The organism is Hyalangium sp., from assembly GCF_045802625.1.
GTDB lineage: Bacteria > Myxococcota > Myxococcia > Myxococcales > Myxococcaceae > Hyalangium.
On the sequence record NZ_JBJMQP010000108.1, the window covers coordinates 180528 to 207160 of the forward strand.

Annotated in this window: 23 protein-coding genes; 10 read left to right on the forward strand and 13 right to left on the reverse strand. The window is 69.3% G+C overall.

Annotated elements, in window-relative coordinates; genetic code table 11:
- Nucleotides 1–10 precede the first annotated feature (10 nt).
- The 3 genes from ACJ8AT_RS19730 to ACJ8AT_RS19740 form a co-directional block, all read right to left on the reverse strand.
- Nucleotides 11–757, reverse strand: a complete 747-nt coding sequence (locus ACJ8AT_RS19730; protein WP_407739312.1) for an energy transducer TonB — start codon at nt 755–757, stop codon at nt 11–13.
- A gap of 684 nt (nt 758–1441) precedes the next feature.
- The gene (locus ACJ8AT_RS19735) at nt 1442–2203 is read right to left on the reverse strand and encodes a DUF5953 family protein (RefSeq protein WP_407739313.1); all 762 of its coding nucleotides are present in this window, start codon (nt 2201–2203) and stop codon (nt 1442–1444) included.
- A gap of 1 nt (nt 2204) precedes the next feature.
- Nucleotides 2205–2843, reverse strand: coding sequence for a DUF6310 domain-containing protein (locus ACJ8AT_RS19740; protein ID WP_407739314.1), 639 nt, complete (start codon nt 2841–2843; stop codon nt 2205–2207).
- A 752-nt stretch (nt 2844–3595) separates the two neighbouring features.
- Between ACJ8AT_RS19740 and ACJ8AT_RS19745 the strand changes: the two genes are divergently transcribed.
- From ACJ8AT_RS19745 to ACJ8AT_RS19760, 4 genes are all read left to right on the forward strand, one after another.
- Nucleotides 3596–4423 carry a crotonase/enoyl-CoA hydratase family protein gene (locus ACJ8AT_RS19745; RefSeq protein WP_407739315.1) on the forward strand — a complete coding sequence of 276 codons (828 nt, stop codon included), beginning with the start codon at nt 3596–3598 and terminating at the stop codon, nt 4421–4423.
- Between the two features lie 30 nt (nt 4424–4453).
- Nucleotides 4454–5899 carry a nicotinate phosphoribosyltransferase gene (locus ACJ8AT_RS19750; protein WP_407739316.1) on the forward strand — a complete coding sequence of 482 codons (1446 nt, stop codon included), beginning with the start codon at nt 4454–4456 and terminating at the stop codon, nt 5897–5899.
- A 170-nt stretch (nt 5900–6069) separates the two neighbouring features.
- On the forward strand, nt 6070–9288 hold the full coding sequence (locus tag ACJ8AT_RS19755) for a fused MFS/spermidine synthase (protein WP_407739317.1): 3219 nt from the start codon (nt 6070–6072) through the stop codon (nt 9286–9288).
- A gap of 18 nt (nt 9289–9306) precedes the next feature.
- Nucleotides 9307–10911 carry a GlcNAc transferase gene (locus ACJ8AT_RS19760; RefSeq protein WP_407739318.1) on the forward strand — a complete coding sequence of 535 codons (1605 nt, stop codon included), beginning with the start codon at nt 9307–9309 and terminating at the stop codon, nt 10909–10911.
- A 30-nt stretch (nt 10912–10941) separates the two neighbouring features.
- On the opposite strand, the gene ACJ8AT_RS19765 is transcribed toward ACJ8AT_RS19760, so the two are convergent.
- Nucleotides 10942–13638, reverse strand: coding sequence for an ERAP1-like C-terminal domain-containing protein (locus ACJ8AT_RS19765; RefSeq protein ID WP_407739319.1), 2697 nt, complete (start codon nt 13636–13638; stop codon nt 10942–10944).
- Between the two features lie 103 nt (nt 13639–13741).
- Here ACJ8AT_RS19765 and ACJ8AT_RS19770 point away from each other — a divergent pair, with 103 nt between their 5' ends.
- On the forward strand, nt 13742–14713 hold the full coding sequence (locus ACJ8AT_RS19770) for a nicotinamidase (protein ID WP_407739320.1): 972 nt from the start codon (nt 13742–13744) through the stop codon (nt 14711–14713).
- A 27-nt stretch (nt 14714–14740) separates the two neighbouring features.
- On the opposite strand, the gene ACJ8AT_RS19775 is transcribed toward ACJ8AT_RS19770, so the two are convergent.
- Genes ACJ8AT_RS19775 through ACJ8AT_RS19790 form a run of 4 tightly spaced genes read right to left on the reverse strand, consistent with a single transcriptional unit; the run spans nt 14741 to nt 18083 of the window.
- Nucleotides 14741–15913 (reverse strand): glycerate kinase, encoded by a 1173-nt coding sequence (locus ACJ8AT_RS19775; RefSeq protein WP_407739321.1) that lies wholly within the window; start codon nt 15911–15913, stop codon nt 14741–14743.
- Nucleotides 15910–16254 carry a hypothetical protein gene (locus tag ACJ8AT_RS19780; RefSeq protein WP_407739322.1) on the reverse strand — a complete coding sequence of 115 codons (345 nt, stop codon included), beginning with the start codon at nt 16252–16254 and terminating at the stop codon, nt 15910–15912. Before ACJ8AT_RS19780 ends, ACJ8AT_RS19775 begins: the two co-directional genes overlap by 4 nt.
- A complete protein-coding gene (locus ACJ8AT_RS19785) occupies nt 16251–16748 on the reverse strand; it encodes a YkgJ family cysteine cluster protein (RefSeq protein WP_407739323.1) in 498 nt (165 codons plus the stop codon). The genes ACJ8AT_RS19780 and ACJ8AT_RS19785 overlap by 4 nt, the downstream gene beginning before the upstream one ends.
- Before the next feature lie 48 nt (nt 16749–16796).
- Nucleotides 16797–18083 (reverse strand): class I SAM-dependent rRNA methyltransferase, encoded by a 1287-nt coding sequence (locus tag ACJ8AT_RS19790; protein WP_407739324.1) that lies wholly within the window; start codon nt 18081–18083, stop codon nt 16797–16799.
- Between the two features lie 91 nt (nt 18084–18174).
- On the opposite strand from ACJ8AT_RS19790, the gene ACJ8AT_RS19795 reads away from it, so the two are divergent.
- Both ACJ8AT_RS19795 and ACJ8AT_RS19800 read left to right on the forward strand, forming a co-directional pair.
- A complete protein-coding gene (locus ACJ8AT_RS19795; protein ID WP_407739325.1) occupies nt 18175–18630 on the forward strand; it encodes a hypothetical protein in 456 nt (151 codons plus the stop codon).
- A 41-nt stretch (nt 18631–18671) separates the two neighbouring features.
- Entirely contained in the window at nt 18672–19403 is a 732-nt protein-coding gene (locus ACJ8AT_RS19800; RefSeq protein WP_407739326.1) for a DUF1499 domain-containing protein, read from the forward strand.
- 32 nt (nt 19404–19435) lie between these two features.
- Here the strand turns inward: ACJ8AT_RS19800 and ACJ8AT_RS19805 are convergent, their stop codons facing one another.
- Nucleotides 19436–19690, reverse strand: a complete 255-nt coding sequence (locus ACJ8AT_RS19805) for a zf-HC2 domain-containing protein (RefSeq protein WP_407739327.1) — start codon at nt 19688–19690, stop codon at nt 19436–19438.
- Nucleotides 19677–20258: an RNA polymerase sigma factor gene (locus ACJ8AT_RS19810; protein ID WP_407739328.1), complete on the reverse strand. Its 582-nt coding sequence runs from the start codon at nt 20256–20258 to the stop codon at nt 19677–19679. The genes ACJ8AT_RS19805 and ACJ8AT_RS19810 overlap by 14 nt, the downstream gene beginning before the upstream one ends.
- Before the next feature lie 251 nt (nt 20259–20509).
- Between ACJ8AT_RS19810 and ACJ8AT_RS19815 the strand changes: the two genes are divergently transcribed.
- A complete protein-coding gene (locus ACJ8AT_RS19815; protein ID WP_407739329.1) occupies nt 20510–21283 on the forward strand; it encodes a hypothetical protein in 774 nt (257 codons plus the stop codon).
- A gap of 108 nt (nt 21284–21391) precedes the next feature.
- Here ACJ8AT_RS19815 and ACJ8AT_RS19820 read toward each other — a convergent pair whose 3' ends face one another.
- The 3 genes from ACJ8AT_RS19820 to ACJ8AT_RS19830 form a co-directional block, all read right to left on the reverse strand.
- Nucleotides 21392–21892, reverse strand: coding sequence for a hypothetical protein (locus ACJ8AT_RS19820; RefSeq protein WP_407739330.1), 501 nt, complete (start codon nt 21890–21892; stop codon nt 21392–21394).
- A gap of 25 nt (nt 21893–21917) precedes the next feature.
- Nucleotides 21918–23528 carry a hypothetical protein gene (locus ACJ8AT_RS19825; RefSeq protein ID WP_407739331.1) on the reverse strand — a complete coding sequence of 537 codons (1611 nt, stop codon included), beginning with the start codon at nt 23526–23528 and terminating at the stop codon, nt 21918–21920.
- A gap of 153 nt (nt 23529–23681) precedes the next feature.
- Nucleotides 23682–24674, reverse strand: coding sequence for a class I SAM-dependent methyltransferase (locus tag ACJ8AT_RS19830; RefSeq protein ID WP_407739332.1), 993 nt, complete (start codon nt 24672–24674; stop codon nt 23682–23684).
- On the opposite strand from ACJ8AT_RS19830, the gene ACJ8AT_RS19835 reads away from it, so the two are divergent.
- Together ACJ8AT_RS19835 and ACJ8AT_RS19840 are read left to right on the forward strand one after the other, a co-directional pair.
- Nucleotides 24673–25362, forward strand: a complete 690-nt coding sequence (locus tag ACJ8AT_RS19835) for a UdgX family uracil-DNA binding protein (protein ID WP_407739333.1) — start codon at nt 24673–24675, stop codon at nt 25360–25362. The genes ACJ8AT_RS19830 and ACJ8AT_RS19835 overlap by 2 nt on opposite strands.
- 62 nt (nt 25363–25424) lie before the next feature.
- The gene (locus ACJ8AT_RS19840) at nt 25425–26570 is read left to right on the forward strand and encodes a cystathionine gamma-synthase (protein WP_407739334.1); all 1146 of its coding nucleotides are present in this window, start codon (nt 25425–25427) and stop codon (nt 26568–26570) included.
- The last annotated feature ends 63 nt before the right edge of the window (nt 26571–26633 follow it).

Here is a 26633-nt window from a genome sequence, read left to right on the forward strand (position 1 = left end):
GCCCCCGCGCTCACTGGACCGAGAGCAGCCGCACGCGCTTGTAGATGCGGCGATCCAGCGGCAGCCGCATGTCCACGAAGTGCAGCGCCTCGTCGAACTCGAAGCTGAGCGTGGGCACGGGCGGGGTGATGGAGATGATCAGCTCGAACTCCCAGAGGCTCGTGAGGGTCTGCCTTCCCGCGAGCGCCTCGGCGGGTGGGGGAGGGAGCTGCTCGGCGGCGGCGCGCACGTCCTTGAGCGCCTCCTTGTCCACCTGGACGTTGTTGCTGGGGGAGATGAGCGTCACCTCGAGCAGCCGGCCCTGCGCGTCCTGCACCACGCGGATGGTGGCGCGGCGGGTGGCCAGGAACTGATCGCGCATCTGCTGGCTCATGGCCCTGCGGGCATCGAGGTTCGCATTGGGCCCGGGGGGCCTGCGGTTGGGCTTCAGGGAGGCGTCCGCCGCGAGTGGAGAGCCCGAGGCGCCATAGGCCGCGGCGCGATCGCGCCAGACGGCGTTCCATGCCTTGCTGTTCTCCTGGGCCTGCTCCAGGAAGCCCTTGAAGCCCTGGGAGGAGACGGCGCGCTCGGCATCCCAGGCCTTCAGCAGGCTCTTGCCGAGCTGGCTGAAGTAGGGGTGGACCAGGCCGCGCTGCACCTTGCCCTTGCCCAGGCTGTCGAGGGCCAGGGTGTCCACGATCTGCTGCGCGGACTGTGCGGGGAGCCCTCCGGGCACGCCGGCATCGATGGGCTCCGTGGCGACTTCGCCTCCCGGCATGAGGGCGGGAGAGGGAAGGAGTCGGGGCGAAGGCGTGAGGCGAAGGCCGTCGGCGCGAGGAGTGTGGGTAGCAAGTGGCTCGTCGGCTCGCGGGACATCGCTGGCAGGAGGAGTGGGCGCTGGTGCCTGAGCCGTTGCTTCGGGCGGTGGAGGCCGCGTGGGCTCAGGAGGTGGAGGCGGGGCCTTCACCACGGGCTTCGGCGTGGAACGTGGGGGGTGCGAGGGCTTGCGGGATGGAGGAGGAGAGGGCTCGGGAGGCTTCGGCGCTGGCGTGGCCACTTCCACGTCCACGAATTCGAGGGTCGCTGGGGCCGGTGGATGCGGACGCTGCTCGGCGGCCTCGCGCGCTCTGGCCATCAGCACGAGCCACACGAGCGCATGCGCGCCGAGGCTGACGGCGACGGCGAGCAGCAAGCGGCGGGGGGCTGGCGACATGAGGGCCAGTCTTCGTCAAGGGGACAGGATGAAGTCGACTCAGCAAGTCTCCCACGAGGAGTGGGAAACCTTGAAGCGACCTTGCCTACTTCCCCCTGTCTCCGAGTGCAGACGGATCACAGCCCCCGCCCGCCTATGCTTACGGGTACGAGCACTCTCTTGGAGGCGCGAGCGGGGCAAGGTGAGTGACCTCCTGGATTCGCACCCTACCATCGGCGGCACCCACGCAGCGCGCCCCGAGCTGAGGGGTCAAGGCTCCGAGCGTCCACCGATCTCCGGGAAGCGCTCGTAGGTCCGCTTAAGAGCGTCCAGGTGGGCGGGGTTGTCGAGATCGAGCGGTCCATCCGTGAGCTGCACAATCCACCCGCCCGATGGCGTGCGCCGCGCCCGCGTGAGCAGATCGGCGTCGCGCTTCGGGTCTGGGAACCCGATGGCTCGTGCGGCAGCGGCAGACCAATAGTTCAGCCACGCGAGGTAGTGCGGCATCTCAGGCGCGGGCAGTTCCCATGGGAGTTTGAGCGCGGGCAGCCCTTTAGGCGGGACATGCGGATCATCCCCCGGGTGGCGAAATTGCTCCGCCACTGTCACGGCCACCCCCTCTGGATCCACGTACCCCCAGAACGCGCGAGCACCCTCTCCAATGGCCTCCAGCACCTCCGCTGCCGCCGCGAGGCCGGTTGCGTCGACCGGTAGCTTTGCATGGACCTCAAACTGTGCCTGCCCTCCCGGGGAACTTCCTGCCGGTCTCTCCCATCCAGAAAGTGTTACCCGGTAGCTCTCGTCGCCATTGCAAATGAGCCGAAACCCTCTCCCAGTCGGCCTCCCTTGGGCGAGCCATTCCTCACGCTGCGGTAGCGGGATCAACTTCCCCTCGCCGGAAATCGTCCACTCCAGGCGCAAGCCAGGGAACGCGCGTTCCATTCCATGGACAACGGTCAAAGGACGGTTGTCGTCCCAAGTTAGCTCAGGAGCGTAGGCGATAAGGATGAGGGAACTTGACGTGGCTGTCACCTCAGCACCAATCCATGACGACAACTTTGAGGTTGCGGTCTAGCTGAAGCAGCGCGGCTTTATGCGCTGGGCTACGCACGGCGACCTTGAAGTCAAATCCGCAGGCATTGGCGAGTGCTTGCTCGGCCTGCATCTTCGGCACTTGGTCTTCGAGCACGATCTCGCGAAGGTCGGGCGGGTACGTGTCGAAATTGTCGGTCTTGACCTCCCACAGCGTGCGCGTGGCCAGTTGCAGCGCGTCGAAGTGCTTGCCGTTGACGAGCACATCCCAGCCGGGGAAGCTGTTCTGCGGAATCTGGTCGGCGCATTTGTTGTGCGGGTCATTGCCGCCACGATGTGGCGCCCGTCTGGGCGTGCATTCCGGACGGCGATCACGCGGGTCCGCGGATACTGGCGGGTCTGGGGGGAACCAGTCCCTACCCAACGGGGACCCTTCTGGTTCGGGCTTCCGATTCGTCGAGGGATCCTGCTGAGTGGATGGCCATGTCTGAGTCTTGGGCCTCCCACGCTCACGGGATGCACTCCGCTCATATGCATCGAGCTCTTCTTTGATGGCAACCGCCACCACCACGACGCCAATAACAACCACCGCGCCAACCACGATCTCAGGTGCCACAAAGACGCAGAGTCCCACGCCCACGGCAGCCGCACCCGCAGAGGCGACAGCGCATCTTCCTGTGACATCACGAAACTTGATCCTGTCACGGTCGAGTGCGTGAAAGCACCTCTCTGCTAGAACTGGCCATTCATTGGATGCTTCTCGCACCACACAGTGCCCGTCATCCGTCCAGGGGTACTGCGCTGCCCGCTGAAGGTTGGCGAATCTCGGATTTGGGACCTCCGGTTCTCCCAAGCTCGGCTCCGTCGCTGCACAGGCCGAGAGCAGGAGCAGGAGCAGGGGGGCGCTGCAAGTTCGATGGAGCATGGGCACGTCCTTTCAATCAAGCGTGGGTGCTGTGGGTCAAGGCTCTCCCTCTGGAATATGCCCGCCCCGCTGACGGCTAGGGTGGCGCTGCACGAGGGGAGCGACAGCCGAAGCTCGGGACGGTAGAGCAGCTCTGCGCTGTGGAGGGCACCAGAGGCTCGGCAGCCTCAGGTCGGGCCGGGTGGAGCAAGCCAGGGCACGGCGTGGCGAGAGCGAAGCTCGGGCACGTCTCGGCGAGGAACGGCCGCTTCATCCGGGGCGTGTCCACTCCAACCCGGACCGCTCCGTCTGCATCCTTGAGTCAAACGAAGAGATCTTCACTCACCTCTACAGCCACGCCAATTGTCACGTATCTCGCTGGTGGACGGACGAACAGGAGCGCATCCAGGGCAAGCTGACCCGCGTGAAGACGACGGGCCGCTGGGGCTGATGCCGCCATGGGGCTCTGCGCGGAGTAAAAAGCCCCCATGAGCCAACCCACTGTCCTCTATGCGCGTGACGGGCGCGTCGCCCGCCTCACCCTGAACCGGCCCGATGCGCTCAATGCCATCAACGACGAGCTGCCCGGAGAGCTGCGGGCCGCGGTGGAGCGTGCCAACGCTGACCCGGAGGTCCACGTCATCGTCCTCTCCGGAGCCGGGAAGGCGTTCTGCTCGGGCTATGATCTGCGCCTCTACGCCGAGACTCCACGCCCCGTCCCCGGCAGCCAGGACATGCCGTGGGATCCGCTGATCGACTACCAGCTCATGAGCCGGAACACCGAGTGCTTCATGAGCCTGTGGCGCTCGCTCAAGCCCACCGTGGCCCAGGTGCATGGCTACGCCGTCGCAGGGGGAAGCGACATCGCCCTGTGCTGCGATCTCGTGGTCATGGCCGAGGATGCGAAGATCGGCTACCCGCCTGCTCGGGTCTGGGGCTGCCCGACCACCGCGATGTGGATCTACCGGGTAGGGGCCGAGCGTGCCAAGCGCATGCTCCTCACCGGCGATCTCATCGACGGACGGGAGGCCAAGGCCCTGGGGCTCGTCACCGACGCCGCCCCCGCCGCGGAGCTGGAGACGCGCGTCGAGGCATTGGTGAAGCGCATGGCCTCCGTGCCCAAGAACCAGCTCATGATGCAGAAGCTGATGGTGAACCAGGCCTACGAGAACATGGGCCTGGCCTCGACCCAGCTCATCGCCACCCTCTTCGATGGCATCGCCCGGCACACCCCCGAGGGGGTGGCCTTCAAGACCCGCTGCGAGCAGGTGGGCTTCGCCCAAGCAGTCCGCGAGCGGGACACCGGCTCCCCCTGATACGCTCTGCCTCAGGAGGCAGATACCGACATGGCGACCTCGCTGCTCGCGACGGACGGCTACAAGTTCAGCATGGCGGAGGCAGGGTGGCCCCTGCGCCGAGAGACTTTCTATTACACCCACCGCAAGGGCGGCCTTCAGGTGGTGCCGCTGGACATCGCCGCCTTCGTCCGGAGCCTGCTCCCCGAGCCGCGGCCCGAGGACTATGACTTCCTCTCTCGGAACGACTACGAGATGGGGATCGGCTTCAAGTCGGCCATCCTGCGCACGGATCGGCTCGTCGTTCACGCCCTGCCCCGAGGCGCGCTCTTCTATCCGAAGGAGCCGGTGCTCTCGCTCACCGGGCCGTCGGCCATGGTGTCCTGGGTGGAGCCGCTGCTGATCCAGCTCAACTTCCGCATCCAAGTGGCCACCCAGGCGCTCGCCGATCGGGAGGAGCTGGTCCGGGGGCTCGCCGCCGTCACCTGCGAGGAGCAGAAGCGCATTGCCCTGGAGACGCTCGATGCGGTGGGCGTCAAGGCCGGGCCCATCCGCGTGGACTCCGAGGGTTACTACCAGCGCGTCCGCGCCCAGGTGCGCGAGCTGGTGGAGGCCGTGGAGGATCCCAGCCGCATCTTCGAGGTGGGCCTGCGCGCCGCCACCTGCCTGGAGCAGCACGAGATCGCCCTGCGCGCCTGCAAGGAAGCGGGCGTGATACGCACCTCCAACGTGGAGGGGGCTCGCAAGCTGGGGATGATCCCCGTGGGCACCATGGGCCACGAGCATGTGCAGCGCTACGGCTCGGACGAGGTCGCCTTCCGGGCCATCCGCGAGCGCCGCCCCCAGCGCTCCAGCTACCTGCTGGATACCTTCGACACGCTCGCCTCCGGACTGCCCGCCGCCTTCCGTCTCATCCTCGAGGAGCCCGGCTCCGGCGACTCCATTCGCTTCGACTCGGGCAACAAGAAGCTCCAGTACCTCTATGCCGTCACGCAGGCGCGCGACCTGGGCGTCCGCCCCGTCAACATCCTCGAGGACGGGCTGGACGCACAGGCCACTCGCGAGTTCGAGGAGCTGCGCCGCCAGGTAGGTTGGGAGCCCTCCGCCCAGTTCTATGGCTACGGCGGGCACATCGTCGCGCGCCCCATGGACTGCCCCTACACCCGGGATCGCGTCGCCGCCGTCTACAAGCTGTCGATGACGGGCAGCACGCCGACCATGAAGTTCGGCAACGAGCTGGCCGAGGGCAAGGCGAGCATCCCCGGCTCGCCCGTGCTCTTCCGGCGCCGCCATGGCTCCGGCCCCATTGGCCTCATCGGCCAGGAGGGCGAGCCGGCGCCCGAGGGCTACTTCCAGCTCACGGACAGCGCCGCCGAGGCGCCCTCGTTCGTCGCCTCGCAGGGCTCCGATCCCAAGGAGATGCGCGTGGCCTATACGCCCGCGACCCAGGGGCTCGTCGACGAGCTGCGCCGCCGCCACTTTCCCCGGGGCCGCTAGTCCGCCGGGCGTCTCTCGGCCCGGGGTTGCCTTCCGGGGACCCTGGGTGCTCGTGGCCCAGGCAGGAAGGCGTGTTTTCGATTCTGGCCGTGCCGGGGGGGCTGCGGTTTAATCCACGCCTTGACGCGCCGCGATGGCCCACAAGGGCTCCCGCGCCTACGAGAGATTGAATGAACGCACGTGCTTTGAAGATCGCTCCGTTCCTCTTTGGTTCGGGGCTGTGCGCGCTGGTGTACCAGACCGCGTGGCAGCGCGAGCTGCGCCTGATCTTTGGTGCCTCCACCGCGGCGTCGGCGGCGGTGCTGGCCATCTTCATGGCGGGGTTGGGGCTGGGCGGAGCGCTGCTGGGGCCTCGCGCGGACAAGCACCGGCGCCCGCTGGAGCTGTACGGCAACCTGGAGGGGCTCATCGCCCTGAGCGCGGCGGTGACTCCGGCCCTGGTGTGGCTGGCGCGCAAGGTCTACATCGCGCTGGGCGGCACCGTGGCGCTGGGCATGGTGGGCGGCAGCGTGGTGCGGCTCATCCTCTCGGCGCTGCTGCTGGCCGTGCCCACGCTGCTCATGGGCGGTACCCTGCCCGCGGCGGCTCGCGCGGTGGAGACCTCCGAGGACGTGCGCCGGCGCGCGCTCGCCGTGCTGTATGGCGTGAACACCCTGGGCGCGGTGGCGGGCGCGGCCCTGTCCACCTTCTTCCTGTTCGAGGTCTTCGGCACCCAGCAGACGCTGTGGCTGGCGTGTCTGCTCAATGGGCTCATCGCCGTGGCGGCGCGGGTTGCCTCGCGCAGGATGCCGGAGCAGGACACCTCCACCGTCGCGGTCCCGGCGCCCGCCATCGAGGCCCAGACGGTGGCTCCTCCGCCGCGCCGGTTCGTGCTGGCCGCGGCCGCCGTGGTGGGCTTCGCCTTCCTGCTGATGGAGCTGGTCTGGTACCGGATGCTGAGCCCGCTGCTGGGTGGCTCCACCTTCACCTTCGGCCTCATCCTCATCGTCGCGCTGCTGGGCATTGGCCTGGGCGGCGCGGCCTACTCGGTGTGGAGACAGGACCGGCCCGCCACCCTGCGCGGCTTTGCCCTCACGTGCCTCGCGGAGGCGCTCTTCATCGCCGTGCCCTACGCGCTCGGAGACCGGCTGGCGGTGCTCGCCGTGGTGCTGCGCTCGCTCGAGGGCTACGGCTTCATGGGGCTGGTGCTGGGCTGGGCCGTGGTGGCCACGATCGTCATCGTTCCGGCGGCCTTCGTCTCGGGTGTCCAGTTCCCCCTGCTCCTGGCGTTGCTGGGGCGCGGCCGGGAGAACGTGGGCCGGGAAGTGGGCCTGGCGTACGCGTGGAACACCGTGGGCTCCATCCTCGGCTCACTGGCCGGTGGCTTCGGGTTGATGCCGCTGCTGACGGCGCCGGGGACGTGGCGGCTCGCGGTGGCGCTGCTGTTGGTGCTGGGCGCGTCCGCCCTGGTGCTGTCGCTGCGGCTGGAGCGCCAGCTCGGCCGGCTATGGTTGCCCGCCGCCGCGGGGGCGCTGGCCGTGGTGATGCTGACCTACCCCGGCCCGACGGCGGCCTGGCGCCAAAACCCCATTGGCGCAGGCCGGGCCAAGCTGGAGCGGCCGTCCCTGAACAAGCTGCGCAACTGGCTCGAGGACCCGCGGCGTGAGGCCTATTGGGAGTACGAGGGTGTCGAGAGCAGCGTAGGCGTGGTCGTCGTGGATGGCCCCTCGTTCTACGTGAACGGCAAGTCGGACGGCAGCAGCATCGGGGATGCTTCCACCCAGGTGATGAGCGGGCTGGTGGGGATGCTCCTCCATCCGCAGCCGAAGCAGACGCTCGTCATTGGCTTGGGCACGGGCAGCACCGCGGGGTGGATGGGCTCCGTGCCGGACGTCGAGCGGGTGGATGTGGTGGAGATCGAGCCGGCCATCCTGAAGGTCGCCGAGCACTGCTCGGCCGTGAACCAGAACGTCCTCAACAACCCCAAGGTCCACACCTTCATCGGGGATGCGCGCGAGGTGCTGCTCGCCTCCCGCCAGCAGTACGACGTCATCTTCTCCGAGCCCTCCAACCCCTACCGGGCTGGCATCTCCAGCCTCTTCACCCAGGACTTCTACCAGGCGGTGAGGCAGCGGATGGCGCCCGGAGCCGTCTTCGTCCAGTGGCTGCAGGCCTACGAGATCGACGCGACGACGATGAAGAGCGCCTACGTCACGCTCGCCTCGGTGTTCCCGGCGGTGGAGACGTGGCAGACCAACAGTGGGGATCTGCTGTTGATCGGCACCGAGGCTCCGCTGGTGTACGACGCGGAGCGGATGCGGGCGCGGCTGGCCCAGGAGCCCTACCACAAGGCCACCCTCATCGCGTGGGACACCGATGAGCTGGAGGGGGTGCTCGCCCACTACGTGGGTGGGGACGCGCTGGCCCGGAAGGTGGCGGAGGGCCAGGAGGCCCTCATCAACACGGATGATCTCTCCTTCATGGAGTTCGGCATCGCCCGGACGGTGGGGCGCAGCGGGCCCACGAAGCTGTCCATCCCGCTGCGCCAGGGGGCCGTCGCGCTCCAGACGTCTCGGCCGCAGGTGGGCCGAGGCACGGTCGACTGGGAGCGGGTGGAGGAGCAGCGAATGCTGGTGGCGGCCGCGACCCGCCAGACTCTCTTGCCGTTGACCGCCATGGCGCCGCGCTCCCCGTCCAGCCGTCAGCAGTTCGCCCAGCTGTATGCGAGCGGGGACGTCTCAGGCGCCATCCGCAAGTGGCGCGAGGGCGGGTGGCAGCCCCGGGGCGTGGTGGAGCTGACGCTGGTGGGGCGCGCGCTGGCGGAGCGAGGAGATGAGGCCGCGGTGCCGGTGTTGGATCAGCTCCGGGCGCTTGCGCCCATGGAGGCGGATGCGCTGCTCGGAGCCCTGCGGCTGCAGCAGGGGCGGTGGACGGAGTCCGCCCAGGCGCTGGAGCGGGCCTACGTCACGCTCCACCGCGAGCCGTGGGGACAGCGCAGCGTGGCCGACATCCTCCTGGAGGCCACCCAGGTGCTGGCTCAGCGGGAGCGCTCCCTGGGCAAGCGCTTGTATGCCCAGCTGGAGCAGCCGTTTGCCGGCTATGCGCTCCAGCTCAAGCGCGAGAAGGCGCGCCTGTCCATGGCCCATATGCTCGACTGGCGTGGGCTGTGCCAGAAGGCGCTCGAGCCGTACGAGCAGCACCCCATGTGGCAGCGCAACTTCCTGGTGGATCGCTACGAGTGCTACGAGGCCAACAAGGATCCGCGGCGCCAGCAGGCCGAGGCGACGCTCCGGACCTTCCTGGACGACGAGCCCCCTGTGCTCTTCGATCAGGACGCCTCGGATGCCAGCAGTCCGCCGCCGGATGAGCCCGACAGATCCTCGTCCGTGTCTCACGAGGACGCGCCCTAGAGCGCTCCGAGCCTCGGCATGACGCGGCCCTCGCCCCAGCCAGCGCTTCGGGTGCCCCCGTGGGCGCTGGTGCTGGGCGTGGCGCTCGTCGTGCGCGTGGCGTATCTGCTCACCGCGCACGGCCCGGCCTTCGACGCGCCGCTGATCGACGCGGATTATTACGACGCGCTCGGTGAGCGGCTGGCGCGCGGCGAGGGCTTCCCCGAGGGGCCTTTCTGGCAGCCTCCGCTGTATCCGTTGGTGCTGGGCGCTCTGTACTGGCTGGGCGGGCACAGCCTGTGGTGGCCGCGGCTGCTGCAAGGGGGGCTCGGCTCGCTCACCGCCGTGCTCGCCGCCCGGGTGGCGCGGCGGGTCTCCGGGCGCGGCGAGGTGGAGCTGATCGCCGGCCTGCTGGTGGCGCTGCACGGGCCGCTCGTCTTCTATGACGGAGAGCTGCTGTCCACCTCGCTCGGGACCTTTCTAGGGGCCGCGGCGCTGTGGCTCGCCGTGCGGGAGTCTCCTTCCGTGAGGACGGCGCTCGCGTGCGGCGTGTGCATCGGGCTGGGCGCGCTCGCGGTGGCGCCGATGCTGCTGCTCGTCTTTCCGCTGGCGTGGGCGCTGGCGCGGGGGCGGCCGATCCGTGCGGCGCTCTGTGTGGCGGCCTGTGCCGCCCTGGTGCTCTGCGCCACCTTCTTCAACCGAGCGCGTACGGGGGAGTGGCTGCTCATCTCCGCCAATGGCGGCATCAATCTGTGGCTGGGCAACAACGCGGACGTGGACGGCAGCATGGCCATCCGCCCGGGGGCGGCCTGGGAGGCGCTGGTGGACGAGCCCTCGCGCCACGGCTTCCAGACGCCGGCTTCCCAGGACCGGTACTTCACCCAGAAGGCCCTCGCGTTCTGCGGCCAGCGGCCGCTCACCTGCGTGGGCAACTTGCTGTGGAAGGCCCGGCTGTTGCTGGTGGCTCGCGAGCTGCCTCGCAATGAGGATCTCTATGTCGTCCGCTCGCAGTCCCCTGTGCTCTGGGCGCTGACGGCGAGCCCCGGGGGCGTGGCGCTGCCCTATGCGTTGCTGTGGCCACTGGCCGCTGTGGGAGGAGTGGCGCTCTGGCGGAAGCGCCGCTCAGGGATGGAAGAGGCTCGCGTGGCGCTCATCGTGGCTGGCTCTGCACTGGTGCTCGCGGCGCCTTCGATCCTCTTCTTCGTCTCCGGACGCTACCGCGCGCCGTTGGCGCCCGTGCTGTGCGTGCTGGCGGCGCTGGGGCTGCACCTGTTGTGGACTCGGGCTGCCTCGCGCGCCGTGCTGGTGGGCGTGGCGCTGGCGGTGCTCGCGCTGTCCGTGTGGCCCGTGAGGCTGGCGGTGGACTCCGTCGACTTCGAGGCGGAGCTGCACTACGCGGTCGGCGGAAGGCTCGCCCGGCTCGGGGATGATGCGGGGGCGGTGGAGGCGTGGCGCCGGGCCGTGCTCCGCAGGCCCGACTACCTGGAGGCGGGCTTCAACATGGGGCTCGCGCTGGAGCGCCTGGGCCGCACCAGCGAAGCGGCTCAGGCCTACGAGACACTGCTGCGCTGGTACCCCCAGGAGCACCTGCTGCGAGAGCGGCTCGCCCGGCTCCACGGCGCGGCGCGCGGAGGCGAGCCGTAAGACCGTGGAGCGGGCGTCAGGACCGCGGGCTCACGGGTGGCGAAGGAACTCCAGGACGCTCGGCTGGTTGCGGCGCTCCGACTCGGTGCACACGCGGATGGACTCGAGCGCACGATTGAGCTCGCGCGGGCCGCCCTCGATCTTCGCCACGCGAGGCTTCAGCAGGGCCTCCACCTCGGCCCGCCGTGACTCCTCGCAGAAGGTCCCTGTCACTCCGATGAGCCAGCCCAGCTCATCCGAGCGCAGCTTGCTCGCGAGCATGTCGAAGTTCTGGCGGTAGAACTCCCAGGCCAGCGCACGCGTCTCCGACGTGTAGAAGGCGATGGCGAGGATGCGCTGCGTGTCGCGCACGTCGAACTCTTCCCCGGCCACCAACGCCAGGGCTCTGCGTGCCAACGCGGGATCCCGGAAGCCTCCGAGCGCGGAGAGCAGCTCGACGCGCTCGTTGGGACTCTGCGCCTTGCGTGCCTGGGCGAGGATCAGCTCGAAGAGGCTCGCGTCTCCGCCTCGTGCCGCGACGAACAGGGCCGTCCGGGCCAGCTCCGCGTCCACGGACTTGCGATCCGCCAGCCACGCCCTCGCGAGCCGGTCCGCCTCCTGGCTCAGCGTGGGCTCCCGGCCCCCAGCAGCCGCGAGCATGAGCAGCGTCCTGCGCAGGTCCTTCACGTCGTCGCTCTCACTCGCTGGAGCCTTCCAGCCCAGCGCGAGGGCCCGTGAGCCGTAGGTGGTGCGCAGCCACGCCCGGTAGCGCTGCCGGTCCGCTTCGGGGAGCAGATCCATATGGACGGAGGACAGCAGCTCCGTGCCCCCTTCGACGACGAGGCGGTTGGGATCCGACGCAGTGGAGGGGACCAGCTTCAGGGCCTCGCCCAGGGGCACATCCCCGCGGTCCACGCCTGCCTTCACATCCCCCAGGAGCGCCAGCCGCTCGGCGGTGGTGAACGTGCCGGAGGGCGTGGCGAGGAGTTGGGAGAGCTGCTCCCGCGAGTAGCCCGAGCGGTAGTAACCACTGCCGTCCGCGTTGAGCAGCAGCCACGAGGGGCAGCCGGAGAGAGACAAGGGCAGCTCGCCGGTGGTCTCGGACAGCAGGGTGCAGGCGCGAGTGGAGTCCTTGCCTCGGCCCGCGCGCACGCACACGGGGATGGTCCAGCGCTGGGGTGCCGCGCCGCCAGAGCCCGCGGGCAGGAAGCGCTCCTGCGAGAGCTTCAGCAGGGGGGCCGCCCCCGCCTTGCATTCGAGCGTGGCGGAGACACGAGGCGCTCCGGGTTGATCGATGAAGCTCTGGAAGACGCGGGCCGCATCAGGCCCCAGCGACTTGCCCACGGTGGCGAGGAAGTCCTCGGAGGTGGCCACACCCCAGGCATGCTCCCGCACATGGGCGCGCAGCATGTCGCGCACGGGCGCCGCGCCGCGCCAGCCCTGGAGCATGTAGAGCAGCGAGGCGCCCTTGGCGTAGGTGGTGCCATTGTCGAACGAGCCGACGATGTCGTCGTTGCTGGTGATGGGCTTGCGCACGGGCGGCGTGGCGGTGAGCGAGTCCACCTGGAGCGCGAACGAGAACGAGTTCGCCTGGCCATCCAGGGCGAAGTTCCAGGCCGGCTCGAACTGATCCGTCAGCTTCTGGTCGAGCCAGGTGGTGAGGGACTCGTTGAGCCAGATGTCATCCCACCACCGGCAGGTGACGACGTCTCCGAACCAGTAGTGGCCCAGCTCGTGGATGGCGGTGTTCGCGTAGGCCCGGCGGCGCATGACGCTCTCCTCGCCGGGGCGGATGAGGGTGAGGGGCTGGCCGAGCGCGACGATGCCCGGGTGCTCCATGGTGCCCCAGTAGCGAGGCACCACCGCCACATCGAGCTTCTCGTAGGGGTAGGGCTGATCGAAGAAGTCCTCGAGCAGGGTGATGACGCGCGGGGTGACCTTGGCGGCGTAGGCCGTCTCGGCGCCTCGGCCGTGGGGGACGATGAAGCGCAGCGGCACGTGGTTGCGGCCCACGGGCCCCCCGTCCACCAGCTCGAACGGCCCCACCACGAAGGCCACGAGGTAGCTGGGCAGGGGGCGGCTCTCGGCGAAGGTGACGCGCTTGAGGCCCTCGGGCAGCGGCTCCTCCGAGGCGATGGGCGAGTTGGCCAGCGCCACGTGCTCCTGCTTCACGGTGAAGCGCAGCCGCCAGGGCACCTTGAAGCCCGGCTCGTCGAAGCACGGGAAGGCGCGCCGCGCGTCGATGGGCTCGAAGAAGGTGTAGAGGTAGGGCTGCCCCCCTTCCTCGACCGAGTAGAGGCCCCGGCTGCGCTCTCGGTCCGTGTGGCCCTGGAAGGAGAGGGTGAGCTGGGCCTGGCCGGGGCCGAGCGGCTCGGCCAGCAGCACGCCCAAGCGGCCCTCGCTGGCGGTGACGGCCTTGGCCTCCACCGAGCGGCCTGCGCTGAGCACGTGCGCTTGCGTCACCTCGAGATCCTGGGCGTGCAGCCACACCTGTTGCACGGACTCGCGCACGTCGAGATCAATGGTGACGGTGCCGGAGTAGGTGGGCTCGGCGGGGAGCAGCTTCAGGTCCAGCGCGTAGCGCACCGGGCGCACCGCGTCGCTCAGGCGCAGCGCGGGGGGCTGGGGCTCGGGCCAGCTCGGGGTGGCGGTGGCCGAGGGCGCGGGCGCTGCCGGAGGAGGAGCCTCGGGAGCGTGGGCACAGTGGAGTGAGGCGAGGGCAAGGAGCGGGAGGAGGAGCCAGCGCATGGGGCGCGAAGCTAGCCTCAGGTGGGGGCCAATAGAAGCGTGGCGGCTTCGAGGGCGGTTAGGATGGGGTGGAACCCGCCTGGAAATCACCTCGGAGAACGTCATGGCCTTGCCCCTTCCCCGCTTTCATGAGGACGCCCGCGCCGGGCAGCTCTACCTGGAGCGAGCCGCGGAGATCTCCCAGGAGGCCCGCCGCTACGCCGAGGCGAACCGCATCCGTCCCGCTCGGGAAGACGGCGTCCGCATCGCCGCCTTCGGCATCGACGTGCAGGTGGCCTTCTGCACCCCGGGCGCCAGCCTCTTCGTCCAAGGCGCCGTCGAGGACACCCAGCGCGCGCTGCGATGGCTCTACTCGAACCTGGATCGCGTCACCGGGCTCGTGTTCTCGCTCGACACGCACCGCGCGTTCCAGATCTTCCATCCCTCGTGGTGGCAGGATGCCGAGGGAAAGCCGCCGCCGCCGCTCACGCCCATCACCGCCGCGGACATCCGCTCCGGGCGCTGGCGGCCCACCCGCCACCCGGAGGAGAGCCTCGCCTACTGCGAGCGGCTCGAGACCAGCGGCAAGTACACCCTCACCGTCTGGCCGTACCACGCGCTGCTCGGAGGGTTGAGCCACCCGCTGGTGCCCGCCGTGTACGAGGCCAGCCTCTTCCACGCGCTCGTGCGGGACTCGCCCACCTGGTTCGAGATCAAGGGCGAGCACCCCCTCACCGAGAACTACTCCGTCCTCTCTCCCGAGGTGACCGAGGTGCGCGGCCAGAAGGTCGGCGAGTTCAACTCGCGCCTCTTCGAGCACCTCCTGTCCTTCGATCGCGTCTACGTCTTCGGGCAGGCCAAGTCCCACTGCGTGCTGTCCACGCTCATGGACCTGCGCGAGCACATCCAGAAGAAGGCGCCCGAGAAGATGGGCCGCATCTTCATCCTCGAGGACGCGATGAGCTCCATACCCGCGCCGCCGTTGGATCCGCTGCCTCCCTCGCTCGACTACCCCCGCGTGGCGGACGCCGCCTTCCGCGAGCTCCAGCAGGCGGGGATGCGCGTGGTGAAGAGCACGGAGCCTCTCGCGCCGTGAGCCGGGGCTGAGCTGGCCCTCGCGCCGTTACAGCGCGTCGCCCGAGTCCACCAGCTCGTTCCTGCGAGACCGGTCCCGGGCGTCGTGGGGCTTCATGTGGCGGGCGGTGGAGGCCCAGCGCGCGGCGGCCTCCCGGAGCGCCAGGATGGCGGCCTCCTTGTCGAGCGCCGGGGTCCCCACGTCGATGATCTCGTGGAACATGGACGTGTCCAGCCCCTCCTCGCGCACCACCGAGCCCGCGAAGAGCACCACGGGCTTTCCCAGCTCCTTGCCCGAGCGCGCCAGGGCGGACGGCCCCTTGCCCAGCGCAGTCTGCCGATCGAAGCGCCCCTCGCCGGTGAGCACCGCGTCCGCCACCGCCACCCGCCGCTCCAGGTGGAGCGCCTGCGCCACCAGCGCGTAGCCAGACACGATGTTCGCTCCGGCGAGCACCGCCAGCCCGTACCCCAGGCCTCCCGCGGCTCCCGAGCCGGGGACGCGGATGAACTCGGGCGCCAGCGCCTGGGCGAAGCACGCCAGCGCTTCCTCCAGCTCCTCCACGGCCTGCGGATCCGCGCCCTTCTGTGGCCCGAAGAGGCGCGAGGCTCCGTTGGGCCCCAGCAGCGGCGCCGTCACGTCCGTGGCCGCGAGGATCTCCACCTCCGTCAGCCGCGGGTGCGCCTGGCTGCTCTCCACGCGCGCCAGCCGTCTCAGCGCGGCCCCGCCCGGAGGCAGCTGCTGCCCCTCCGCATCGAGGAAGCGGAAGCCTAGCGCCGTGAGCGCCCCGGCCCCTGCGTCGTTCGTCGCGCTGCCACCCAGCCCGATGATGAGCCGGGTGCAGCCCGCATCGAGTGCCGCCCGGATCAGCTCGCCCGTGCCGTACGTGGAGGCGCGCCGCGCGTCGCGCTCCTCCGGGCGCAGCAGCGACAGGCCCGAGGCCGCGGCCATCTCGATGATGGCCGTCTGTCCGGACTCCAGCAGGGCGTAGGCCGCCTGGACGGGCGCTCCGAGTGGCCCCTGCACGGTGAGCACGCGCCGCTCACCGATGGTGCCCGCGAGCAGGGCCTCGACGGTTCCGGGGCCCCCGTCCGCCAGGGGAGCGATGTCCAGAAGGACGTCGGGAGCCTCTTGCCGTAGCCCTGCTCGAAGCGCCTCGGCGGCTTCGGAGGCGGTGAGGGTTCCCTTGAACTCTTGAGGCGCGACGAGCCAACGGAGGATCACGGTTCGGTCTTCGCTTCCTGGGGAGGTTCCACGGTGACGTTGCCGCCCGGCAGCCCGAGCACGATGCATCGGCTCCGGAGCCCGTCTTCGATGCACTGCTCGTTGGCCTTGCACTGGCCGCGGCAGGGCAGGGAGACGCAGTAGCCGGTGTTGTGATCGCAGGTGGTGCCCGTGGGGCACGCCGCGTAGCAGCCACCCTGAGAGCGCGAGACGCCCGAGGAGGCCACCGCGATCGTGGTGTTGATCACCGCGGAGGCCAGATCCCCCGAGCCGCCCGTGGCACAGCCCACTGGCAGCGCCACCAACGCCAACGCCATCCACTGCTTCCAACGAAGGTTCATGACCGTTCCTCCTGGGGAGACTGAGACAGGGCCTCGGTGTGCCATTCCAGCAGGGGCCGGGGGCCCGTCAGGGAAGGCCTCACCCGCTGCGAGACGGCCTCCAGGCGGCGCAGGAGCGCGTCCACCGTGGCTGCCGGCTGGCGGGCGGGGCCGCGGATCCGCTCACAGAAGAAGGTGCGGCAGCCGAAGGGCCGATCCGCGTAGACAGTGCAGCGCTTGCCCGCGGCGTCCAGGTACGGGCAGCCCCCGTCCTCCCGCGGCGGCGGGAGCGGGCGGCGGCTCGCGAGCAGCTTCCACTCGGGCTCCCAGAGCCAGGGTTGGCGCCGCGTCTTGGCGAGCTGGCAGCACTCGCCGCTGGCGGGACAGGAGAAGGGCGCGTAGGCCGCGTCAGCCTGGCGGTAGATGGCGCGCAGCTCACGCAGCGCGCGTACCTCCGCGACAGCCCCGGTGGCCGTGGGGGCCTCGTCCTCTTCGTCCCAGCTCCGCGGTGGCATCCCCTCCTGTTTTCTCACAAGGGAGGGGCCGCGGTCGAACCGGCCGGCTCACAGGACGCGCAGGACGAAGCACTTCAGGTAGCGCGTTTCCCTCAAATTCAGGAGTACCGGGTGATCCTTGCCAGCGCCCCGGCGCTCGATGATCTGCACGCGCCTGCGAGCATCCGCCGCCGCCGAGGCGAGCATGTCCTCGAACGCCTGCTCATCGACGTGATAGGTGCAGCTCGCGGAGATGAGGTAGCCGCCGGGCCGCAGCAGTTGTATGGCGCGCAGGTTGATCTCCTTGTACCCGCGGAGGGCGGCGGCCACGGCGTCCTTGTTCTTCGCGAACGAGGGCGGATCCAGGACGATGGTGTCGAAGTGCCGGCCCTCGTCCACCGCGTCCCGGAGGAAGTCGAAGGCGTTGGCCACGACGACGTCCAGGTTGGTGAGGCGGTTGGAGGCGGCGTTCTCGCGCAGCTGGGCGGCGGCCGCGTCCGAGATCTCCACGGCCGTCACCTTCTGGGCCCGCGCGGCCAGCTGCAGCGCGAAGCCTCCCACGTACGAGAAGCAGTCCAGCGCCTCGCCCGAGGCGTACTGGGAGGCCATGACGTGGTTCTCGCGCTGATCCAGGAAGGCGCCCGTCTTCTGGCCCTCCAGCAGGTCGGCGCGCATGCGCACCAGCCCCTCGTCGAAGGACACGGGGCCGGGCAGCTCTCCGCGCAGCAGGCCCTTCTCCGGCTGCAAGCCCTCCAGGACGCGCACGCCCACGTCCGAGCGGTTGACGATGCCGCGCGGCTTGAACAGCTCGGAGAGCAAGTCGGTGATCAGCGCCTTGCGGCTCTCCATGGCCGGCACGAGGAACTGCGCGCTGAGGTAGTCCCCGTAGCGGTCCACCACGAGCCCGGGGAGCTGGTCCGCCTCGCCGTGCACCAGGCGGTAGGTGGTCTCTCCGGGCAGGGCCTTGCGGCGCATCGCGTCAGCCGCGGCCAGCCGCTGGCGGAAGAAGTCCGTGTCGACGGGGATGTCCTCGTAGCTCAGCCAGCGCAGGGCGATCTTCGAGTGCTTCGAGTAGAACGCCTTGCCCAGGAACCAGCCTCGCGAGTCGGTGACGCGCACCACCTCGCCGCCGGCGAGGGCGGGATCTCCGTTCAGGTCGGCGCGGTAGATCCATGGGTGGCCGACCTGCCAGCGCTCGACGCCGCGGCGCACCAGGGAGACCTGGGGCAGCCCATCCGGGCCGAGCTCGGGGGTGGTGCGGTCGGGCGCAGGGGTGTCCTGGCGGTGGTGTGGGCGTCCTCGGCCGGGCTGCGAGCGCGGGGGCCTTCCCCTCTTCTGTCCGGGCGGCATGGGCATGATCGTGGGGCGGCGTATACTGCCAAGCCGCGTGAGATACGAGTTGCTCCTTCAGACAATGGTTCCCGGGACGCCTTATGACAGCGCCCGGGTGGATGCCCTCCTCTCGGAGCGGGGGGTGCTCGCACGCCCGGACGGCCAGCGCATCTGGCGCCTCAAGAGCGGGGATGTGGAGGTGGGCCTGGTGCGCGAGAACGGCGAGGTCATCGCCACGGAGCTGCGCGTGCCGCTGTCGGACAAGACGGAGCTGGTGCGCGAGGCGGTGGAGGAGGGCGCCACGCTGGCCACCGCCGCCGAGGCCCGGCTCATTGATCCGCAGCTGGGGCGCTCGTTGACGGCCAATGACAGCGGGGCGGTGGCGGACCAGTTCCTGCGCACCGCGCGCTACGCGGGCGAGATGATGGGCGTCTCCGAGGCCGTGGCGGCCAGCTACGCGGCTCCGCCCGAGGGAATGCCCGTGGGGTTCAAGGTCCTCCTGGCCCTCGCCGGGGGCGGCTTCCTGCTGTACCTGCTGGTGAGCTCGCTCCTGGAGAAGCTCGGAGGCTGAAGGGCTGGATTTCTGGCCTCGGGTGGAGCATGCCTGGGGACATGCTCCGCTCCTGGTCGGTCCGGATCTCTCTCTTCTCGGTTTTGCTGGCCCTGTTGGGGCCGCTGCTCTCCTTCCTCGGCGCGCTGCCCGGGCTGTATGGGTTCTTCCTCTACGGGCTCGGGGCGATGGTGGGCTTCCTCGGCGTGGTGGCGGGGATCATCTCCGCGCTCCTCCGGCGGGTCCGGCAGGGGATGACCGCGGTGGCGATCGGCCTCGCCGTCATGCTTGTGGTGGTGTACCCGGGCTTCGCGTCCGGCGGGCGGCCGCCCATCAATGACATCAGCACGGACCTGGAGGACGTGCCCGCCTTCACCCAGGCCGGCTCCGCTCCTGAGAACAAGGGACGGGACATGGGCTACCCGGCCGACTTCAAGCCCACCGTGCGCGAGTTCTACAAGAAGGTGGGGCCGCTGCGGGCGAGTGCTCCTCCGGACGCCGTGTTTCAGCAGGCGCTGGCGCTCGCTCGCGAGCAGCCGCGCTGGCAGGTGACGGTGGTGGACCCGCAGGCCCGCACCTTCGAGGGCGTCGCCGAGTCGCGCCTGTTCCGCTTCCGAGATGACTTCGTCGTCAGGGTCCGCCCGGACGGGCAGGGCTCGCGCGTGGACATGCGCTCCAAGTCGCGGGTGGGCAAGGGGGACCTGGGCGCCAACGCGCAGCGCATCGAGCAGTTCCTCCAAGCGCTCGCTCCCCGGGTGGGGGCGGGGACGGAAAAGCCGGAGGCGGGGCATTAATTAAGAGGCGTGGCGAGGCGAAGGCCCCTCGCTCAACGCGGCTTCCACTTCATCCGGTCCATCCGGCGCGCGGCGGCGCTCTGGATGCGAGCATCCGTCTCGTTCCAGTCCAAGCCCGGCACTTCATCCCGCACCGCGCGGAGCAGCACCTGGGCCTGCCGTACCTTTGTGAGCTCGCGGACACAGTCCTCGCACCCGGCGACGTGCTCCGCCACGCGAGTCCGCTCAGCGGCCTCCAGCTCCTCCGAGGCGAAGGCCCACAGCGCCTCCCACTCATGTCGAGCCATGGAGGGCTCCAGCGCGGGGCTTGTCGAGCAGTCGATGCATGGCCTGGGTGAACTCCAGCCTCGCGTGGTGGAGGCGGCTGCGGACCGTATTCGCCGAGCTTCCCACCGCTTCGGCGATCTCGTCCGGGCTCATCCCACACAACTCGTAATAGACGAAGACGATGCGCTTCTTGGGCTTGAGCCGCTCCAGGGCCTGCTGCACCAGACGCGCGGCCTGCCGCCGAGCCGCCTCGTGCTCCGGATCCTGCCCGAGCGACTGCACCTCGGGAGGCATCGCCATCGGATCCTCGGGCCGGCGCCGCTTCCACCGCAGATGCGAGAGCGCCACGTTGGCGCACACTCCATACAGAAAGGTGCGGAAGCGAGACTCGCCTCGGAACCCCTTCACCGCCGACAGCAGCCGCAGGTACGTCTCCTGGAGCAGATCCTCCACCTCCGTGCGGTTGCCCACCAGATGGTGCAGCGTGCCCGCCGCCTCCATCCGCGTCAGGTGGTAGAGCCGGTCAAAGGCGGTGATGTCCCCCTGCTGGATGCGCCAGACCAGCGCCAGCAGCAGGGCCTCCTCCACGGGCGGCTCGGGCGGAGATGCCAGATCGGACCGCTCACCGAGCGCCGGTGCCGGCTGCAGGGATGGTGCGCTGTGGATGAGCAACCTGGACCCCCCAGGAAAGATGGCGAGCAACCTAATGCCGCCTCTCCAGGCCGCTATGGGCCGAAAGGGATCCCAAAAGAATTTTGATCAATTTCGACGGCTCCGGAGACCCAGGGAGTCAAACCGAGGACTGTTGGCCGGAACCCCCGCCTCGTTCGGAGCTCCCCATGCCGAATACCCCCGCCCGCCTGTCATGGCTGGTGTCTCTTGTCGCACTCACGCTGTCTTCCGGGTGCGTCATGTATGGCTATGACGATGAATACTGGTGTCAGGAAGAGTACTTGTCCTGCCACGACTCCGCCGACTGTCATGCCGACCAGTACTGCCGCCACGGCACGTGTCGAGATGTCGCCCGGGACGCGCAGCGTTGTACTTCCAACGTTCAATGCCCCGGGGCGCAGATGTGCATCGACGGCGTGTGCTGCCAGTCCTGCGCTCGCGACAGGGATTGCAGCAGCGGCGGCTCGTGCAGCAATGACAGCTACTGCGACCCGGCGCCTCCTCCCCAGCAGGGAGGCGGGTGGTCGCACGACGGGGATGCGGGCAGGCCGCCACCCCCGCCACCCCCCCCACCTCCGGCGCCGGATGCGGGCTCGTGCCGCCAGAACAGCGACTGTGGCTATGGCAACTATTGCATCAACGCCGCCTGCTACCACGGGTGCAGCGCGGACTCGCAGTGCTCGGCTGGGAAGACGTGCCAGTCGGGGCTGTGCCGCCCGGCACCCTCCAACCAGTGCGTCACCAACACCCAATGCCCCGATCAGCACGACTGCGTGAATGGCCAGTGCCGCGCGCACTGCATCACGGGCGCGGAGTGCGCCTCCGGCTTCATGTGTCAGATTGGCTACTGCCAGCCGGGCTCGGGCTCCAGCACGGCGTGCACCTCGAACTACGACTGCGCCTCGGGCGAGCGCTGCACGAACGGGGCCTGCGCACCCTAGCGGCAAGGACGAGCCGCGGAGGCGCCGGGCGCATAGCACCCACGCCTCACGCGGGCAGCTCCACGGCCGGCCCACCCAGCCACGGTGGGCCGGCCTGAAGCGCCGTGGCTACTTCGTGTCCCCGTTGGCGGGCATGATCTTGATGCGCTGACCCTGGTCATCCGTCACGACGTTGCCCACGGACTGCTGCTGCTCGGGCGAGGGCGTGCCGACGGCGAAGCTCGAGACGCTCGAGCGCTGCGCGCCCCGGAACGAGCCGTTGACGGCCACGACCAGGTGCGAGCGGCCAGGGCCGGGAGTGAACGCCACGTCGAAGCTCGTGACGGAGCCCTCCGTGAAGGCCGAGCCGTCCACGGGCGTCCCGGCGCTCTTCACCACCAGGCCATCCACGCCATGGACGTTGATCTTCACGTCGCTGGCCGGAGCGGTGAAGCGGACCGTGACATGCGCCTGCCCGTCGCCGAGCTGGGCCTCGACCGCCACGGGCGCCGAGACCTTGGCGGACTCCGCCGGGCCGCTGGAGTTGGGGGCCGCTTTCGCCGTGGGAGTACAGGCCACCGAGAGCAGCGTGAGGAGGCTCGAGAAGACTGCGAGTGCCATGCGTTTCATGTGCGCTCCGGATTCGTGGGAAGGGTCACGGGCTTTTGATGGAGAGGGAGACAGCGTATTCACTCTTCACCTGCTTCTCGAAGCCGGTGAGCACCAGGACGTACTTCGCGTTGGGCTGGCTGGTGAAGGTGAAGCTCTCCGTGCCACTGGTGTTGTTGTCGGACTGGCGCACCAACACGCCCTTGAGATAGGCCCCGATCGCCACGTCCGAGTTGGAGTTCGCGGTGACCGTGATGCTCGAGCCGTTGCCCGTGAAGACGAAGTACTGGTTCTGCTCCCAGGTGTTGTACTCGAAGCCGCCGCCGAACGTGAACCCGCTGGTGGAGTACGGGAACGACGTCACATCGGTGTACATGGCGCGCAGCTGGGAGTCCCCATCTCCAAAGGGCGAGGTGATGGCGCCGAGCTGATAGTGGGCGAGCAGGGTGTCCACCGCGGCCGCGTTCACCCCAGGCTGCGCCTTGAGCACCGAGATGAACGAGCCAATGGTGGTCAGCGCCTCCGTCGTCTTCTCGCCGCCCACGAGCACGTCATAGATCGGACCCAGGCCCACCCCAACCTGGTCATACGCCTCGTTGGTGCCGGAGTCGTAGATGTCATAGAGCACCCGGAGCACGCTCATCTCCGAGAACGGCCCCGGGACCAGATCATCGGTGGAAGCGGGCGCGGTCTCGGCGTCGAAGCCGAAGGCGGTCAGCGTGCCCCCGCTGCCGCCCCAGTTGGTATCCGCGTAGATCGACTCGGGGAGCAGCATCGCCGCGATGGCGTTGCCGTAGCCCTCACCAAAGGCGATGCGCGGATCCAGCTTGTCACCCGGGCCGTGCGGGCCACCGGGGCTGTCCGAGCGCGAGAGGTTGTCCTCGAAGTAGTGCCCCCACTCGTGGGCGATGACGTGGGTGTCGAACTCGTCCGTGTCCACGTTCACCTTGCCCAGCACGTAGATCTGCTTCTCCTGGAAGGAATAGTGCGAGGTGCCGATGAAGCCCTGCGACTTGACGCCCGTCTCGGGGACGTTGTTTGGGCTCCAGTTCACCTTGAGCGGAGGGAAGTTGACCGGGCGCACCGCCATGAACGCCTTGCTGGCGGTGTACATGGTGTCGAGGATGGCGAAGGGGGCCGCGGTCCGCTTGGTGGCGTCGAAGCCCGAGCCCGTCCAGCCGTGGGTGGCGTGCAGGTTCTTCACCGTGGTCCCGGCGGAGACCGAGTCGCTGATCGCCCAGATCGCGCCCCCGGCGGTGTTGTCTCCGATCTGGATCGAAGGCGTGGTGGTCTGCGCCAGCGCGACGATGGAGGCGGTGCCCGTGGCGCCCAGGGTGAAGCTGAGCTGGTAGTTACCCTGCTCGTCGGTGGTCGTGGAGGTGAGGACCGTGGTGCCCTGCATGGCCTGCACCTTCACGTTGCGCGCGGGCCTCTCGGTGGCCTTGGCGAACTCGAGTGTGCCCGTGCCCGTGGCCGGAGAGTAGGTCGCCGGGACGAAGTCGTACGTCACCCGGCCACTTACGGTGAGCGGGCCGCCGCCGCCGCCGCCATCAGGCCCTCCATCGGGCCCTCCGCCGTCATCTCCCGGGCACCCGGCTGTCAGGGCAACCGTGGTGGCGAGTGCCAACAGACTGAACGTTCGGCCCCATACGGCCATACGAGACGCACGCATTGCGTTCTGACCCCTTGCCGCTCTCTTTCGACGGAGAACGTGAGTGGTGGTGCTCGGCTCCATCGCCTGTGAGGGCCACGGAGCAGGTGTGCCGCTCATTCTCGACGGGCCGCGTGCCAAAGTTCAACTGGCGCCCCGTCACGGCCGGGCCGCGCGAGGCGCCACCATGCGCCAGCAGCGGTGGATCTCCTTGCGCTGGAAGTCCTCGGGGATGGAGGCGGGGGTCAGCTCCTCCACCTCCAGGCCTCGGACGGCCGCGTCATTGAGCTCGAAGCCCAGGAAGTTGGTGGAGAAGTAGAGGACGCCCCCCGGCGCGAGCACCGCTCGGAGGGCGGAGAGCAGGCGGCCGTGGTCACGCTGGACGTTGAAGGTGCGGCTCATGCGCTTGGAGGCGGAGAACGAGGGCGGATCGCACACGACGAGCTCGTAGCGATCCGGCTCTTCGGCCTGGGCCTCCAGCCAGGGGAGCACGTCGGCGCGGATGAGGCTGTGGCGCGCGTCCCCCAGGCCGTTGAGCGCGAGGTTCTCCTCGGCCCAGTCCAGGTACGTGTTGGACAGGTCCACCGTCACCGTGCGCGAGGCGCCTCCCGCGGCGGCGTAGACGGTGAAGGCGCCCGTGTACGCGAAGAGGTTGAGGAAGCGCTTGCCCCGAGCCTCCTCACGCACGCGCGCCCGCGTGAGCCGGTGGTCCATGAAGAGGCCCGTGTCGAGGTAGTCGCCCAGGTTCACCCAGAACTTCAGGCCCTGCTCCTCGACGACGAGGCGCTCGCTGCCCTGGCCCTGCCGCTCGTACTGCTTGCGGCCCCAGGGCTGGGGCGTGTGCGTCTTGACGTGGATGTGCTCGGGAGGGACTTCGAGCACGAGGGCCACAGCGGCGAGCACCTCCTCGCGCTGCTGCTCCACGGTGCCTGCCTGGAGGGCCCGGCGGCGAGGGTACTCCACCAGGTGCACCCGCTCTCCGTACAGATCCACCGCGTAGGGGTACTCGGGGATGTCACGGTCATAGACGCGGAAGCAGGTGAGGCCGTGCGAGTGCGCCCACTTCCGGAAGTGCCGGGCGTTCTTGCGCAGCCGGTTCTCGAACATACCTGTTGGATTCTGAGGTGTGTGCTTACCCTGTGGAGTAGCCATGCCCAAGCGACCCTCTTCCCTGGAAACCGCTGCCCCCCTCATCCCCGAGTCCCCCACGTTGGACAAGCTCCGAGAAGCCGCCGCGGGCTGCCGGGCGTGTCCCCTGTGGAAGACGGGCACGCAGACTGTCTTCGGCGAACAGGAGGGCCGGCCGCGTCCGGGGCCTCGGGTGATGTTCGTGGGCGAGCAGCCGGGCGACCAGGAGGACAAGGCGGGCAAGCCCTTCGTGGGCCCGTCCGGACGGCTGCTCAACGAGGCGCTGGAGGTGGTCGGCATCGACCGCCGGCAGGTGTACGTCACCAACACGGTGAAGCACTTCAAGTGGGAGGAGACGCAGGGCAAGAAGCGCATCCACGCCAAGCCGAGCTACGGCGAGATTCGCGCCTGCAAGCCCTGGCTCGAGGCGGAGATCCGCGTGTTCCGGCCGGACGTCATCGTCTGCCTCGGAGCCACGGCGGCGCAGGCGCTGCTCGGCAAGGACTTCCGGGTGACGAAGCAGCGCGGGCGGCCGCTGCACTCCGAATACGCCCCCGTGGTGGTGGCCACGGTGCACCCGTCATCCATCCTCCGAGCTCCGAAGGAAGAGGATCGCAAGGCCGCGCTCCGGGCCTTCATCGAGGATCTGCGGGTGGTGGCGGAGGTTCTCAACGGGCTGAGGGCAGGGGAGGGGGCCTCGGCCCACCTGTGACGGTGTAGGCAGGAGCCAACTGCACCTCCCCGAGGCGGAACGAGTGTGGTAGGCCCCGGGCCATGCGCTTCGACACGCTCGCCATTCACGCCGGCCAGGAGCCGGATCCCACCACCGGCGCCATCATGACGCCGGTCTATATGACGTCCACCTACGTCCAGGCCGGCCCTGGGGAGCACAAGGGCTACGAGTACAGCCGCACCCAGAACCCCACGCGCAACGCGCTCCAGGACTGTCTGGCCTCGCTCGAGGGCGCCAAGTTCGGCGCGGCGTTCGCCTCGGGCCTGGCCGCCACCGACTGCCTGATGCACATGCTGGACGCGGGCGACCACATCGTCGTCTCGGATGACGTGTACGGCGGCACCTTCCGCATCTTCGACAAGGTCTTCAAGCGCCACGGCCTCTCGTTCTCCTTCGTGGACCTGTCCAAGCCGGAGAACTTCGAGGCGGCCATCACCCCGAAGACCAAGATGGTCTGGGTGGAGAGCCCCACCAACCCGATGCTCAAGCTGATCGATCTGGCGCGCATCGCCGAGGTCGCCAAGAAGCGGAACATCCTTTCGGTGGCGGACAACACCTTCATGACGCCGTACTTCCAGCGCCCGCTGGATCTGGGGTTCGACGTCGTCACTCACTCCACGACGAAGTACCTCAACGGACACAGCGATGTGATTGGCGGGTTCTCGGGCACCAGCCGCCAGGAGATCGCCGAGAAGATGTACTTCCTGCAGAACGCGGTGGGCGGAGTGCCGGGGCCGCTGGACAGCTTCCTGGTGCTGCGCGGCCTGAAGACGCTGCACGTGCGCATGGAGCGCCACGCGCAGAACGCGATGAAGGTGGCCCAGTACCTCGCCTCGCACCCGAAGGTGCAGAAGGTCACCTACCCGGGCCTGGAGTCGCACCCGCAGCACGCCCTGGCGCGCAAGCAGATGAAGGGCTTCGGCGGCATGCTGACGTTCGACATCAAGGGCGGGCTGGAGACGGCGCGCACCTTCCTCAAGACGGTGAAGGTGTTCGCCTGCGCCGAGTCGCTCGGCGGGGTGGAGTCCCTCATCGAGCACCCGGCCATCATGACGCATGCCTCCATTCCCAAGGAGACGCGCGAGAAGCTCGGCATCGCCGATGGCTTCATCCGCCTCTCGGTGGGCATCGAGGACGCGCAGGACCTCATCGACGATCTGGCACAGGCGCTCGACGTGGCGAAGTAGCCCGCGTCACGGGTTCCTGGGCAGGAGTGATGTGGCCCTCCTGCCCAGCGCCCACGCCTTCCC